This window comes from Larkinella sp. VNQ87, assembly GCF_049445795.1.
Lineage (GTDB): Bacteria > Bacteroidota > Bacteroidia > Cytophagales > Spirosomataceae > Larkinella.
This window is the reverse complement of record NZ_JBMSDT010000005.1, coordinates 156,603-171,598: the sequence shown is the minus strand read 5'-3', so window position 1 is coordinate 171,598 and position 14,996 is coordinate 156,603. Positions and strand designations below refer to the sequence as shown.

Annotated in this window: 9 protein-coding genes; 2 read left to right on the top strand and 7 right to left on the bottom strand. The window is 54.4% G+C overall.

Going from position 1 to position 14,996, the window contains the following annotated elements; translation table 11 throughout:
• The first annotated feature begins 66 nt into the window (after positions 1-66).
• Positions 67-1,779, top strand: coding sequence for a GMC oxidoreductase (locus ACO2Q8_RS10245; RefSeq protein WP_423344707.1), 1,713 nt, complete (start codon positions 67-69; stop codon positions 1,777-1,779).
• A gap of 72 nt (positions 1,780-1,851) precedes the next feature.
• On the opposite strand, the gene ACO2Q8_RS10240 is transcribed toward ACO2Q8_RS10245, so the two are convergent.
• The 3 genes from ACO2Q8_RS10240 to ACO2Q8_RS10230 all read right to left on the bottom strand — a co-directional run bounded on the left by ACO2Q8_RS10240 (position 1,852) and on the right by ACO2Q8_RS10230 (position 6,538).
• On the bottom strand, positions 1,852-2,598 hold the full coding sequence (locus tag ACO2Q8_RS10240; protein WP_423344706.1) for a GLPGLI family protein: 747 nt from the start codon (positions 2,596-2,598) through the stop codon (positions 1,852-1,854).
• Between the two features lie 21 nt (positions 2,599-2,619).
• Positions 2,620-5,448 carry an outer membrane beta-barrel protein gene (locus ACO2Q8_RS10235; RefSeq protein ID WP_423344705.1) on the bottom strand — a complete coding sequence of 943 codons (2,829 nt, stop codon included), beginning with the start codon at positions 5,446-5,448 and terminating at the stop codon, positions 2,620-2,622.
• 244 nt (positions 5,449-5,692) lie between these two features.
• A complete protein-coding gene (locus ACO2Q8_RS10230) occupies positions 5,693-6,538 on the bottom strand; it encodes a polysaccharide deacetylase family protein (RefSeq protein ID WP_423344704.1) in 846 nt (281 codons plus the stop codon).
• Positions 6,539-6,608: 70 nt separating this feature from the next.
• Here ACO2Q8_RS10230 and ACO2Q8_RS10225 point away from each other — a divergent pair, with 70 nt between their 5' ends.
• Positions 6,609-6,905, top strand: a complete 297-nt coding sequence (locus tag ACO2Q8_RS10225; protein ID WP_423344703.1) for a hypothetical protein — start codon at positions 6,609-6,611, stop codon at positions 6,903-6,905.
• A 13-nt stretch (positions 6,906-6,918) separates the two neighbouring features.
• Here the strand turns inward: ACO2Q8_RS10225 and ACO2Q8_RS10220 are convergent, their stop codons facing one another.
• The 4 genes from ACO2Q8_RS10220 to ACO2Q8_RS10205 form a co-directional block, all read right to left on the bottom strand.
• Positions 6,919-8,856 (bottom strand): glycoside hydrolase family 9 protein, encoded by a 1,938-nt coding sequence (locus ACO2Q8_RS10220; RefSeq protein WP_423344702.1) that lies wholly within the window; start codon positions 8,854-8,856, stop codon positions 6,919-6,921.
• Positions 8,857-8,991: 135 nt separating this feature from the next.
• A complete protein-coding gene (locus ACO2Q8_RS10215) occupies positions 8,992-9,165 on the bottom strand; it encodes a hypothetical protein (RefSeq protein WP_423344701.1) in 174 nt (57 codons plus the stop codon).
• A gap of 247 nt (positions 9,166-9,412) precedes the next feature.
• Positions 9,413-12,106: an alpha-2-macroglobulin family protein gene (locus ACO2Q8_RS10210; protein WP_423344700.1), complete on the bottom strand. Its 2,694-nt coding sequence runs from the start codon at positions 12,104-12,106 to the stop codon at positions 9,413-9,415.
• A complete protein-coding gene (locus tag ACO2Q8_RS10205) occupies positions 12,072-14,873 on the bottom strand; it encodes an MG2 domain-containing protein (RefSeq protein WP_423344699.1) in 2,802 nt (933 codons plus the stop codon). The genes ACO2Q8_RS10210 and ACO2Q8_RS10205 overlap by 35 nt, the downstream gene beginning before the upstream one ends.
• Positions 14,874-14,996: the final 123 nt, after the last annotated feature.

The following is a 14,996-nucleotide window of genomic DNA, read 5'->3' as shown; positions in this document are numbered from 1 at the left end:
GTTTGGGGCATTTCATCAAACCCGGTATTTCCGTATCTTGTCGTTTAGTTTATTTCCTGAAAACCGATGCAGATAAACGGAAAAGCCCGCCAACAGATGACCTACGACGCCATCGTGGTTGGTTCGGGGATTAGCGGGGGCTGGGCCGCCAAGGAGTTGTGCGAAAAAGGGCTGAAAACGCTCGTCCTGGAGCGGGGCCGCATGGTGAAGCACGTCACCGACTACCCGACGGCGATGGCCAATCCCTGGGACTTGCCCCACCGCAACCGGATGCCCGACGCCTTCGAAACCGCCAACCCCATTGCCACGAAATGCTACGCGCTCGACGAAGCGACGCAACAATATTTCGTCAAAGACGCCGACCATCCGTACATTCAGGAAAAACCGTTCGACTGGATTCGCGGCTACCAGGTCGGTGGTAAGTCACTGATCTGGGCGCGGCAGACCCAGCGGTGGAGCGACTACGAGTTTCAGGCCCCCGCCCGCGACGGTTTTGCCGTTGACTGGCCCATCCGCTACGCCGACCTCGCGCCCTGGTACAGCCACGTCGAGAAGTTTGTCGGGATCAGCGGCAACAAAGACGGCATCGACACCCTACCCGACGGTGAGTTTCTGCCGCCGTTTGAACTCAATTGCGTCGAGAAACACATTCAGCAGGCCGTCAAGAAAAGCTACACCGACCGGCACGTGATCATCGGCCGCTGCGCCCACCTGACCAAACCGCAACCCATTCATTTGCAACAAGGTCGCGGCCCCTGTCAGGCCCGGCACCTGTGCTACCGGGGCTGTCCGTTCGGCGGATATTTCAGTTCCAACTCGGCCACGCTTCCCTGGGCGGCCAAAACTGGCAAGCTTACGATCCGGCCCGATTCGGTCGTGCATTCGATTATTTACGACGAGAAAAAGGGAAAAGCCACGGGCGTGCGGGTGATCGACGCCAACACGAAGCAATCGGTGGAGTATTTTGCCAAGATCATTTTCGTCAATGCCGCCTGCCTGAACTCCAACCTGGTGCTGCTGAACTCCACGTCCAGCCGCTTTCCGAACGGGCTGGGGAACGACAACGGTTTGCTCGGCCGCTACGTGGCGTTTCACAACTACCGGGGCTACCTGACGGCTTCGTTCGAGGGTTATAAAGACCAGTACTTCTACGGGCGACGGCCGACGACGGCTTTTATGCCTTCGTTCCGGAACGTGAAAAAGCAGGAGACCGACTTTCAGCGCGGGTACATGGTGGCGTTCAGCGCCAGCCGGGCCGGTTGGGGACGCGGTTTGGGGCAGGAGGGCTTCGGTTCCGAGTTCAAGGAAAGCCTGCTAACGCCCGGCGACTGGAGCGTATACATGATGATGCAGGGCGAAACCGTGCCGAAATACGAAAACCACGTCCGGTTAAGCCCCGACCAGAAGGATCCGTACGGCATTCCGCAACTCATCACCTCGATCGGGTACGATGATAACGACGAAAAAGTGATCCAGGATTTTCTGGTGCAGGGCGCGGAAATTCTCGAAAAATCGGGGTGTAAGAAAATTGCTTCGTACGACGACAAACGTAATCCGGGTCTGGACATTCACGAAATGGGCGGTGTCCGGATGGGCCACGATCCTAAAACGTCGCTGCTGAACAAGTGGAATCAGTTTCACACGGTCAAAAACGTCTTCGTCACCGACGGGGCCTGCATGACCTCCGTGGGCAACCAGAACCCCTCGATCACCTTCATGGCCCTGACCGCCCGAGCCGCCAACTATGCCGCTGCCGAATTGAAGAAAGGAAAACTTTAGAAGAGTTAAGAATTAAGAGTTGCGCTGCCTCAATCGAAGTAGAATGCGTCAGCCAACTCTTAATTCTTAACTCTAATACCGCATCGTCCAATACGGGTCCTGCTGGGCTTTGATGCTGGTCTGGATATGGTCTTTGATGAGTTTTTCGTAGTCGGCATGGGTGATTTTTTTGCCTTTCACTTTCTTGGTGGCGGCCAATTCCTTCGACACATCTTTTAGTTCGACCTGCGTGGCGGTTACGAGCACCACCCCGTCGTCAAGGTCCAGTTCCAGGATGATGCCGGGCAAGCCGTACGACAGCTCCGGCCCCGCCGAACCCGGAATATCCTGCGCAAACCAGGCCACAATTTTCTGTTGCTTGATGGGATCTTCAGTTTCGGCTTTCATGCAAATGTGGCCCGCAATGTCTTTCAACTGGTTCAGAATCTTCCACTTGGGGGTTTTCAGCGAATCTTCAATGATGTACGTTTTCCCCAGCATCTCGATCACGTCCGACTTGGTGCCATTTTTAAAATCCCGCCGGATGATGTAATCGGCATTACGCGACGACCAACGGCCATCTTCGCTCCGCCAGTATTCGCTTTCGTTGGTGTACAGGCTTTGATCGTCGTTGAAATACAGCTTCATTTTAATTTTGTTGCTGTTATCAAAGTTCTTGTACGTGGCCTTGATCCGCTCTTTCTGGTCGAGGCTCAGAAACGAAAGACGCGAGTACATTTTCAGAAAATCCCGGGTGTAGTCATACGTCACGACCCCGGCGGTTTGGGCCCTTACCGACAGACTACCCGCCATCAAAAAAAGGAACAGAAGCTTTTTCATTCGTAAGGCGTTTTTTGGGTATTACCATCCATTATTCCGGCGCATCTGCGATTTCAGGCCCCGCACATTGTACGAAAGGGTGAGCATAAAATACTGCGCCAGCGTCTGAACCTGTTCGGTCTGAACGAAATTCTGATTGGCTTGCTGCACAATCCCCCGGTTTTTGTTGAAAACGTCGTAGGCCGTCACCCGTACCTCCGCTTTGTTGTCTTTCATGAACAGTTTGTAAACCGACAGGTTCATGATCGGCAGGCGCTGGGTAAACGGGAACTGATCGTTTTTCAGTTTGTAAATCTGATAATTCATCTGCCCGTTGAAGAAAATACCGGCGGGCAACTGGACGTTCATCGTTCCTCCGTAGTTGATCGTGTAAATCTTCTGGTTCTGGGTGGTATTGATGGAATACCGGGTGTCGGTAAAGCCCCAGTTGGCATACGGATAGAGCGTAAACTTCTCGCTCGGCGTCAGGTCGAGGTTCACGCGGAAGTTGTAGTTATCGCTGTTGGTATTGTTGCGGACACCATTGATAAACGTGGGGTTTTCACTGAAGTTAAGATTGCCGCCCAGGTTCATCGTAGCTTTCGTCTTTTTCAGCGGAAAACCAAAATTGAGGTACGACCCGATCCGCGTTCCCCCACTGAGATTCTCCGGTCGGGAGGTCGTGATGAGCGCTTCACTGATCGTCTGGTTGTACACAATCTGGTTGATGTTGTAGGCGTAGTTGAGGTTGATGTAGTAATTGACAAAATTCCCCGGATTGAAGCTGCTGAAGGATGTATTGACCTGATGCGTCAGCGACGGCAGCAGAGCGGGATTACCCTCCCGGATAAACCGCGGGTTGCTGTTGTCGACCACCCCAGGCTGTAAATCACTGACTTGTGGCTGCTGCACATTCACGTTGTAGTACAACCCGATGTTGCGGTTTTTGAGTCGGTAACTCCCCGCAAAGTTCGGTGCAATGGTGAAGTATTTCCGGTTTACATTGGTAAAGGTCGTCGCGCTCTGATCCGAGGCAAACCGCCCGGCCAGGTCAAACCACACGCCCGCCAGACCACCCGATATGTTGAACCCTTTGTCGGAATACCGCATCACCGTTCCGACCCGATTATAGAGAAAATCGTTGGTATAATACCGACTCAAGGTATTGTTACGCACCTTTCCCTGATCTGAGACATCGAACACATCCCGGTCCACGCGGTCGTTGCGTAGGCTGAAGTTGTAGAACGTTTCCCAGAAAGTATTTTTCGACAGCGGTTCGGTGTAGTGCAGGCTGGATTTAATTTCCGTCCGCAGGCTGTTGGTGGTGTTATCCTGATCAATCCGATCGATCCTCGGCGTCGTGCCTGCAGCCGTCGTGTCATTGAAAAAGGTATTTGTCGACCGCTGGGTGGCCGATCCATCGCTATCATTCAGGTTGAAGGCGGCACTGGCGGCAAAGTTGCGACCTTTCTTCCGGAACTTATGCCGAAAAATGGCCGTGGTTGCCAGTTGCAACCCATTGAATTCGTTCATGTTGCCAAAAACCGTCCGGCTGGAATCGCCGAGTCCCCGGTAGAAGTTCTGCGTACTGAACTGGGAATTATTCCCGCTGTTGGCACGGAGGTTACCGATCAGCACCAGCGTATTCAGCGAATCGAGGTTTTTTTCGAAGCGGGCGCTGGCCCGGTGGTTGCGCGTCAGGCTGCCCTGGCTTTTGCCTTCGGCTGTCAGAAAAGAGCCATCGGGCAGGAACGTTTCCCGGTTTAAGGTCGAGTTCAGCGTTTGCCCTGTCTGGTTGTAAAAGTAATTCGAACTGAGTTTGGTTTTCTTGGTATCGTAATTGTAGTTGGCCCCACCGGCGTAATTACGCGAAAAGCCCCGGTTGCTGCTGTAGCCACCGATGGGCACGCCAAACCCGTCGTCTCCGCCAAAGAAGATAACGCCCCCGCTGTAGAAACCAAAATCGCCCTGATCATCCCAGTTGAACGACTGACTGCCCCGGAAATCCTGGTAGTCGTCCCACGACAAACCGGTTTGGTTGATGTTGTTGCCCATGCCGATCACCGACATTTGCTCTTTCGTATTGAAGCGGTTGTAGTTCCCCCGGAGTTGAAACCGGTCTTTTGTACCAGCCCCGGCAGTAACTTTGCCAAAACCACCCTTTTTGTGGCTCTCTTTCAGCGCCAGGTTAACGGCTTTCTCCCGTTTGCCATCGTCGATGCCCGTGGTTTTGGACGCTTCGGTTTTATCGTTGAAAATCTGAATCTTATCAATGGCTTCGGCCGGGAGGTTTTTGGTGGCCAGTTTAGGATCGGTTCCGAAAAAAGTCTTGCCGTCGACGGTTACTTTTTTAACTTCTTCCCCCTGTGCTTTGATATTCCCATCCTGATCGACCTGAACACCCGGCAATTTTCGGAGCAGTTCCTCGACGGTCGACCCCGGCGGTACTTTAAACGAGCTGGCGTTGTATTCAATCGTATCGCCCCGGATGCTCAGTGGAGCCCGGGCGGTTTTCACGACCACTTCCAACAGTTCTTTCTGAATCGGTTTGATGGGCAAGGCCCCTAAATCCGTCACTTCGCCGTTATCCGGGTTAACCTCTACCTGCAACGGCAGAAAACCGACATACGACACCTTCAGAATATACGGAGCCCGCCGGACGTTCCGGAACTCGAAGGCGCCTTTGTCGTTCGTTCGGCCAAAATTGACCAGCGCCGAATCTTTTGGCGTCAATAACATCACCGTGGCACCGGGCATGACGGTTTTTGTCGTATCGGTAATGGACCCCCGAATAGTAATCCGGGCAGATTGTTGTGCAAAAGCCGCCCGGAAACACACCGTCAGGAACAGCAACAGGAGAAGTTTTTTCATAGGGATAGGAAAACGATGGACGCGTAAGGGTCAGCAAGATGGAAAGAATTACCATTCATTGCTGAAAGTTAACAAATTTTAATAGTTACAACTATAAAAATAGTTAAAATATTTTACTCAGGAAAAAAACTTACTGTTGAAACCGGCGGGTACTCAATAAAACGGGGGAAAGACAAGGACAAGGAATGGAATGTTGCACTGAATTACCTGCACAACGTAAAAAGATAAAACTACGATATACCGTTCATCCAATTAGGGCATCAATTTTCACAAATTCGTAGCCTTTTCGTTGCAACTGATCCAGGAGTTCGTCAAGGTACCGGTAAAGCTTATCCGTTCGGTCGGAGTGCGTACCGATGTGCAGCAACAGAATGAACCCGTTCAGGCCCGAAGGCTGGCGCTGCTCGTAGTCGTAAATCGATTGCAGGATCACCTGGCTGCTGCGGTAATTTCTCAGATCGGGCGTGGTGTAATCCGCGTGGCTGAGGGTACCAGGCGTGTAATTGATCAACTGCAAACCGGCTTTTTGGGTCCAGGCAGCGATGGTGTCGTTGTACCATTCGTAAGGCGGCAGGAAAAACCGGGCGTCTTTTTTCCGAATTCCGAATGATTGCATAACCGCATAATTCCGGTCCAAATCGGTACGAAACTGCGTTTCGCTGACCAGCAAACTATCGCGCCGGGTCCAGTCGCAGTAAAGCAAATGCGCGTCGGAGTGTGCGCCGAGGTAATGTCCGTCCTGTTTCAACTGACGAATCAGCGATTGAAAAACCGGATTCCGGTAAAACCGGCCCGTCAGGAAAAAGGATGCCCGAACCTGGTGACGATTTAGTGCTTGCCGGATTATCTTACCTCCATCCGCGTATTCGTCCCCCGTAAAGACAATTGCCAGCCGTCGTTTGGTCGTATCACCCCGGACGATGGCACCCCGAACGATCTGGTTCCGGTCGGCCGGTTGCCGGATCAAACTATTTTTTTGCGGTTTTTCAAAAAACCGTGCAACGTCGGCGAGCCGAACTGCATCTTTTACCCGGTTATCGATCCTCAAATCGATCAGCCAGCCTAGTAAAAACCACCAAACGATCAGCATAGCGGGGCACCATTACTTTCCAAAAAACCGTGTCATGAACTTGATGAACTCCTGGGCTACCCGGACCCCTATGGCCACTCCGTTGACCAACTACACCGTCGAAATGGAACACACCGGTTTATCCGGTTGGGTGAATTACCGCGAACCGATGCTGACGCTGCGGTTTTCCTACGAACGGATGCTGACGTCGATTTACATCTTTGTGCCGGGCGATGGGCAATGGCCCGCCTATTGCCGCAGCGCCGGTGCCCGAACCGCCACGCCCCGCCGGGACGAAATCATCCAGCGCATCGCTACCGAACTCCGCATCCAGCATGCTTCCTCGATGGTGCAAATCAATGAGTTTGGCATTGAGGTGATGTTTTGATTAGTGCCCTTTTCTACCGCCGTCGCTGTTTCTTCTTACTGCCCGACGAACGCCGAACCGGAGCCTTTTTCCGTCCGGATGATTTCTTCCGCACGGTTTTCCGCCCCGCCGGTTTCTTTTTCACCACTTTCGCTTTAGCCGGAGCGGCTACCGTAGCCGACGCGTTGGTTTCGCCCTGTTTAGCTGCCAGCAGGTACACGAGCGAAGCCGTGCCGTCCATCGTCGGCTCGTTGGTGCTGTAATCGCCGTAATCGTCGTGGTAAACGACCAGATCGCTCTGAAAGGCTTCGTATTCGTCGGGTTCTTTCAGTTCAATACCGATCAGATTCTTATAAATCCGGCCATACACCGGCCCGTCGACCAGCCCACCATCGATGGGGTACTGATGCAGGTGCGTAAAGGCCGAATGCGGATCAGCGGGGGTGTCGGCTCCGGCGGGCAGGCCGTACACGAAGCTCGTTCCCCACGGATTGCAGCCGAACAACCAGTCGAAACACGCCTGTTCGAGTGGCAGATACCGGTTGTCACCGGTCAGTTTGCGGTACCAGTAGCATTGAATGGCAAACGAAGTCGTCAAATTGTTGCTGCACCAGATGAACGGTACACCCCGGTAAAAGGCGTTCTGCTGCGCTTTTTGCCAGACTTTCTCAATGCCGCTGCGGTAAAATCCGATGATGTGCTGCCGACGCGAATCGACCAGCCGTTTAGCCACTTCGTAATGCCCGATGTTGATGAACGGGTACCACTGGTAGTGCCGGGCCGTATCGGCTCCCAGCCAGGGTGTTACGGGTTCGATCAGGCCATAGGCATAGGCGCTGTTCAGGTAATCACCGGCTTTGTAGCCCTGCACCCGGGCGGCATTGTACAGTTCGACAGCCGCCAGTTCCATGTCATCGACGTAATTATCTTCTTCATAGAAATACGGGGCCCGGCCCGGAGCCGTCTGGCTGACGCCCGGTTTTTGTAAACCCAGCGTGTAAGCGGTTTGGGCGCGTTGCCACAACTTGTCGGCGTACTCCTCGTCGCGCCGGCGAAGTACCTGATAGCCCAGTGCAAAGGCACTACTGAATTTTCCGGCCGTCGAAGCGACGCCCGTTGCCCGGTTTTTGTGCTTGAATAGCCCCTGCGGTTTTCCGGTGGCGAAATAAACCGGCCGTTCATAGCCTTTGCCGTAGGCCGAATCCCGTTTCGGAATGCGCAAACCGGAATGGTCGCGGTCGTCGGCCAGTTGGTTGAACATCCAGTCGTCTTTCGGGTGCATTTTCAGCAGCCAGTCGAGGCCCCAGCGGGCTTCGTCCAAAACATCAGCCTGATTGTTAGGCCCTTCTAAACCGTTGGCCTGGTGCTGGTCGCCGAATACTTTCGGAAAATCGCGGAAAGCAGCCAGCAGATGATAGGTTGCGTTGGCCGAAGTCGTTACATACTGGAGATAATCGGATGCATCATGCCAGCCCCCCGACACATCGATGTGCGTGCTATCGGGCATCGGCCCGTACATCGTATACCCATCGTGCGTATGGCAGGAATCTTTCAGAAAGGGGTTGTAACCGCTACGCTGCTGGCGCATGTACCGCAGGCAAAAATCGGCTGTACCGTTATAAACATCGTCGGCAATGCGAAATTCCGGCGATTGAATAGCCCCGGTTTTCAGGTAATACCGACCCGGTTTTCGAACCGCCGAAAAATCCAGGCGGTAGGTCTGCACAAACGGCCCATACGCTCCGAAATCTTTCCCAACCGGTCCTTCGAAAATCGCCTTACCCGTTGTGGCCTCAATGACCTGAAAATGCATTGCAAAGGGTTCCGTCGTTTTTCCCACCCAAACGGCTATTTTCTTACTGGCTGGCCGGTAGCCTAAATAGTTAGTGCGTATCCAGGCTTGTTCGTCCGGGGTGGCTTTAAACGCGACAACTCCGGCAAGTATACCTAACAGCAAAAATAATTTCCTCATCGAAAGGCAAGTTACAACATTTACCGTTTGTCAACGATCATCAGGCAAAATGAAAAAACCCATTTCCATCGGCTAAAAACCGAAATTGGAAATGGGTTTCTGTATGGATATAGTAAACGTGTACTGTCGGCAGAATTAATAACGCCGTTCGAGCATTTCAAGAATGCGCAACCAGGGCATGCCGCTACGGATGAATTTATCCAGCGGAATTTCAGAAAGGAGATTGTAGCGTTTCTCCAGATTTTCTCTCTCTTCAGCGGGCTGATTCTTTTTCGAAGAATGCTGACGATAAATCTCGTCACCCATCATACTAGATAGGAGATAGTAGCGATTGTATTGCATGGGGATACTTAATCTTTACGGTGACACAAAGTTAGACTACAAATGTTGCTACTCCAACCCATTCAAACAGTTTATTTCGATCAACTTGCTTTTAATCAGAGGCAAAGTGTCTATTTATCCGACAAACGGGAAGTAGATCTTAGCTGGTTACTTGGTAAGATCTACTTATAAGACGCAACCTAACTCAAAAAGTCACAGTTCCAAAAAATATTTGTTAGTTTATAGTTAAACGTCCCCCACCCGCGTAGCTTCGCAGGCTGCCATCGTACATCGCATCGGCCGAAACCGGCCCCAGCGCAAACCGCCCTCTCGAGACGACCCGCACCAGGTAATAAAAAGTCTTTGTGGTTTCGCCCGCTGAGGTAAAGAAGTGAATCCGGTCGTCGCGAACGTCGAAATGTTCGGGCGTCGAAGCGTTTTTGATCCAGGGCATTTCGCGTGGTTCGGTCAGGCGCGGGTTCTCGATTTCGAACCCGGCGGGCAGCATATCCGTCATGACGACATTGTTGACCGGCAGGCCGTTGTCGCTCGCCAGCGTAATCCGGACCACCACCAGATCATTCTGTTTGAACGAACTCATGGGCGCACCATCGCGGTCGAGAAACTCCCGGCGAACCCGCAGGCCCGCATCTTCTTCGGTATAGCTGCCCGTCGCGCTCAGCCCTTCCGTTTGGGCAAACCAGTACAGACGACCGTTGCCCTGCGTCCTCAGTGTCAGCTTGCGGTTAGCAATGCCGCTGGTCAGACTCAGCGTTTTGCCGGTAAACTGCGCGACGGTTTTGCCATCGGCAGAAAGGGTTGCATTAGCCGTCGACAGGGCGGTTTTCTTTGCCAGCTTGCCCAGCGCCAACACCGCAAACACCGATTCCTGCGTGTTCAGGTACGGACTGGCGTTCAGCGCCTGCGAAAGCTGCCGGGCCAGCACCGGGATCTGCAAGTTATCGGGGTCGGTTTCCAGCAAGGTATTCAGCACCAGCGCCAGATTCCGGATCGGCGAGGCATAACTGCCGCCCGATTGCCGTTGCTGGGTCGTATTCGTGAATTTCCTGGGCAACAAGGCCTCATAACTGCGCGTATCGCCGGTCAGGTAAAACGCGGCTGCCAGCAAATACCGGCTGTCGGGCGTCAGCAGATTCTCGTTCGGACGCAGGGCCGACGCCTTGTAGTAGTTCATCGCCGACCGGTTGGGCTGGCCGCTCAACGCCAGCGCGTACAGGCCGTACAGGTTTTGCCGACTCGTCACTTTCCGAACCGTCGTGCCGCTCTCGCCGTACGTAATTTCGTCTTCCAGCGCCGGATTACTCGTTCGGGCGGTCAGGCGGTCGAGGGCTTTGCCGTACACGGCCGGGCTGACCTCAAAACCGGAGCGCCGGGCTTCGGTCAGGAAATGAACGGCGTAGGCCGAGGCCCAACCGTCTTCCGTCGGCAGACCAGGCCACATGCTGAACCCGCCGTCGGCCAGTTGCATCGATTCGACCCGCCGGATGGCTTCCTGTACAGTGTAGGTCGGATTTAAATCACTGTCGCCCGCCCTTACAAAATACGTACCCGGTTTTCCCATCGTTTTGAGCACGTCGGCAAAATACAACTGCGGGAACGCCTTCGAGATGGTCTGTTCCATGCAGCCGTACGGATACCCGAGCAGGTACGACAGCTCTTTGCTCAATTGAATCATGGGCAACCGGCTAACGGTCAACTGACTACGCACGGTCCCAGGAATGAATTGATTCGTCAAATCAATAGTTTGCGACTGATTGGCGGCCACCACGCCGGACTGGGCGGTTTTCAGCAGCGACGTGACCGGGCGAACCGTCAGGTCGATGCTTTCCGTAAACGTTTCCTTCAACCCCTTCACTACCACCGTGATGTTGCCCGTTCCGATGGCCGATTTGGCCTTGACGCTGAACTGGGCGCGCGCTTCCTGTCCCGGTCGGATCGTCAACGGCTGGCTGGTCGCACCGTTGGCGAGCAAAGCCCCGCTCAATTTCAGCGAAGCCGTCACCGTCGCCGGGATTTTGGTCGTGTTGCTGATCGTCACCGGGACCTCCAGTTCGTCATCGGGACTCAAAAACCGCGACGCGCCCGTGCTGATCACGAGCGGATCGGCCACTTTCATGTTTTTAGCCGCCGAGCCGAAGGCCTTGTCTTTGTAGGCCACCACCATCACGCGCAAATCGCCCGAAAACTGCGGAATGGCCACGTCAAAACCGGTTTCTCCGCTGCCGTTGGCTTTTAACGCCCCGCTCCACAGGGCCACCAGTTTGACCCGGCCATTGCTCAACGGGTTGATGCGTTTACCCAGGTTATAGCCGTCCCCGCCGAACGACGAACTTCCGGCAATCGAGAGTTCGGGGAACAGGAACGCATACAAATCGTGGCTGTTGACCTCCAGTGCTCGTTTCTGGTAGAAATACCCGTGAATGTCCGGCGTCTGGTAATTTTTCAGTTGCAGAATGCCTTCATCGACTACGGCCACCGTCAGTTCGGCATTCGGTTTGGTTTTGATGGCGATGTGCTGCTTCGTCCGGGAACGCGATTGCGCCACCGCCGTGATTTCGACGGGCAACTTCGTATCCGGGTCCTGCACCTGAACCGGTGCAAAACCGTGGGCCACCATCAGCGGCAGGTTCGAGCCGTCGGTCGGACGGATGAGTGTGGCCGTGATGTACACCGTCGGCAGGTGCGCATCGGTCAGTGTAAACGTCAGTTCAGCGGATTTTTCGTCGGTTTCCAGTACGTGTGTTTCCAGTACTTTATTGCGTTCCAGCGTCACCAGTAGCTTCCCGGCAAACGGCGTTTTGAACAGCACTTTCGCTTTATCACCCACCTGATACTTTTCCTTGTCGAACTCCATCAAGACCTGCCCTTCCGTACTAACCCTCAAACGACGAACTTTGCGTGGTGCCAAAACCGTAGGCATAAAACGACACCGCCGTGTAGGCCGTCGCCCGCTCACCCGCCTGGTCGGGTCGTCGGATGCGCACTTCGTACTCGCCCGAAACCGTCGGCACGTACCGGAAGCTGGCCCGGCCGTCGCCAAAGCGCAGGGTGTTGGCATACACCACTTTCTCGCGCTTTTTCGAGACGTACCGCAACTGTTCGTATTGTTTTTCGACCACCGTCTGGTACTCAAACCGCACCACCTCGGCCTGGGCCGTTGCGCCTTTTTGCAAATTACCATTCCGATCCACAGCAATCACCTCAACGGGCAGCGGAACGTTCGTTCCTACGTACGAATCGGCCAGCCGGACGCCGTAGAACGCTTCCTGCGTAAACACATCCAGCCGTTTCAGCCGGTTGACCGGGCGGCTGTTTTCGTCGAAAACCGTCACGAACAGATTGCCTTCCAGCACGCCGATGTCGCGGTAGCTGGCCGGAACCGGAAACCGCTCGATAGCCTGCCCGTTGGCGTCGGTGACGCCCTGACGTATATTTTTTTCAAACGACGCATTACTCTGAATGGCAAACGTGTAGTCCGGAAACTGTTTGGCCGTAAACGCCCGCTGCTTCAGTTGCAGGTCCATTTCGTAGGTGCGCCCGGTGGCCGGCGGCCCAAACAGGCTGGTGGCCGTAGCCGTCATCGTGATGGTTTCGCCGGTCCGGTAAGCATCGCGCTCGGTGCGGGTTTCGACCCGGATGCGGTCCGGGATAAACTCCTCGATGCTGATGTTGCGCGACGCCAGCAGCACCTCGTTGGCGTTGTAAATCTCGGTGACGTAGGTACCCGTCACAGCCGCCGGATCAATGGGCACGTCGGTGGCAACGGCGCCCTGTTCGTTGGTCGTCTGGCGGAAAACCCGGTATTCTTTTCCGCTGGGCGACAGCACTTTGATCTTCAGCGGAATCTGGCCGACGCTCTCCCAAACCGGGTTTCGGATGACGGTATTGAAGTGAACGGTTTCGCCGGGTCGGTAAATATTGCGGTCGCCGTATACGAAAGCGTCAAAACCGGTCGGGTTGTCGCGCTTGCCCTCGACCTCGAAGCGGGATGTTTCCACTTTGGTATCATCCAGAAACAGGTAGTTAAAATCGTCGGCGGTTTTCGCCAGCACCATCGCTAATTTCGCGCCCGGATTCTTCCCGGCTAGTTTCTCGAAATGGGCCACGCCTTTGCTGTTCGTTTTTACGGTCGCGATGGCCTGGTTGTTACTGCTGACCAGCGTCAGGTCGACGTTCGCCAGCGGTTCGGCGGTTTGGATGGAATTGGCAAACACCCACACCTCATCGGCTCCCTGCTTGGTAATCAGACCAATGTCCGAAATCGCAACCAGCTTGGTGGCGTTGACGTAGGCGCTTTCTTTCGAGCTGACCGTCACCAGGTAAATCCCGCGCGCCGGATTCGGATTGGTGGCCGCCTGGTCGGGAAGCGACAAATTCAGGGCCGAAACGCCTTTCACTTTCGGCAAATTGGCCGTCTCGACGGTTTTGTGCACCAGCACATCGCTGTAATGCTGCTGTTCGTCCTGGTAGTAAACGTGCGTTCCGAGCGGCTGCCACTGCCCGTCGAGGTCGCCGTACTCCTCGTAACGACCCGAACGGAGGTAGTGCAGGATGTTGTTTTCGTAGACTTTGGCAATCGTCACCTCGACCTTCGGCACATTGACAATGCTGACGCCCACGTTCTTCGCGCCTTTTGACGAGAGGTAAACCGCCCGCTTGTTGACGAACGAAATCCCGGCGGGCATTTTCCCGAAAAACACATCTTTCGAAACCGCTTCGTCCAAGCGCGCGCCCAGCACACCTTTAATCTGGTCGGTCAGCGTCAGCACATAGGTTTCGGTTTCGTTGAAGTTACCCCGAATGATAAAACCGTTCTCGGTCGGTTCGGCGCGGGTTTCGGCTTCCGGCGAAACCGTGTAGTAAAGGCTGAGATCGCTGGTCTGTAGTTCCTGCGTCGTGATGACCCGGATAACGCCCTCGTTGTTTTCAAAACCGGTTTTTACGTCAACGACTTCCAGCGCGTACTGGGAGGGCAAAACCGTCTTCTGTTCAAAAGCATCTTTCGTGCTGAAGGTCGTATTGGGAACCTTCAGCCCTTTTTCAACCCGGATCGTCAACGCGGTTTCGTTGCGGGAGGAAGGTGCGTTGGCGAGGGCTACCGGAATGGCCTCGTTCAGCCCGGTTTGCAGCACCTGGGTCGTCAGGGGTGTATTTTCCTCCGCTTCCACTTTCAGCAGCCCCGCCAGTTCAGCCCCGCTCACGGGGTAGTTGAAGTTCAGTCTGGCTTTGACCACGGGCCGACCGGTTTCTCCGCGCGTCCACCAGAACTCGGTGTCGGTCAGTTGGAGGTAGGGCGTATGAAAGGCAATGGTTTCGTTATCGAGCGTGTACGAGGTCTCGTTCTGTTGACGCACCAGGGCGTCGTTCAGTTCAGCTTTGTAGGCCGTCGCCGGTTTGAAGGCCACGGCGGGCGAAAAGACCAGCTCGTTGGGCGCGGTCCACTTAAAACTGCCCGCGACGGCCGGTTCGAACACCACGTATTGCGTCGAATCCCACTCGTTGAGCCGTCCTTCGGGCACCAGGTCTTTGCTGAACGTGAAAACAAGGTTCTGATTCCGAGCCACTTCATCTTCGAAATTCTGGTTGAGCAGTCGAACGGAATTGCTGAGATGTGAACAGGTCGTGAAGAGAAAAAGAGCCGCCAGGGCCGGTAGCGGACGCAGGAACGTCTTCATGGTTAAGGGGTTGCGGTGACGAACAGCGAAAGGTCTAAAAAATTGTTGAAATTTCGCAGGAGGAATGAACAAATGGCGGTTTTTGGCCGGTAATCAGTGAAATCAGAACATAGTGGGCAATGT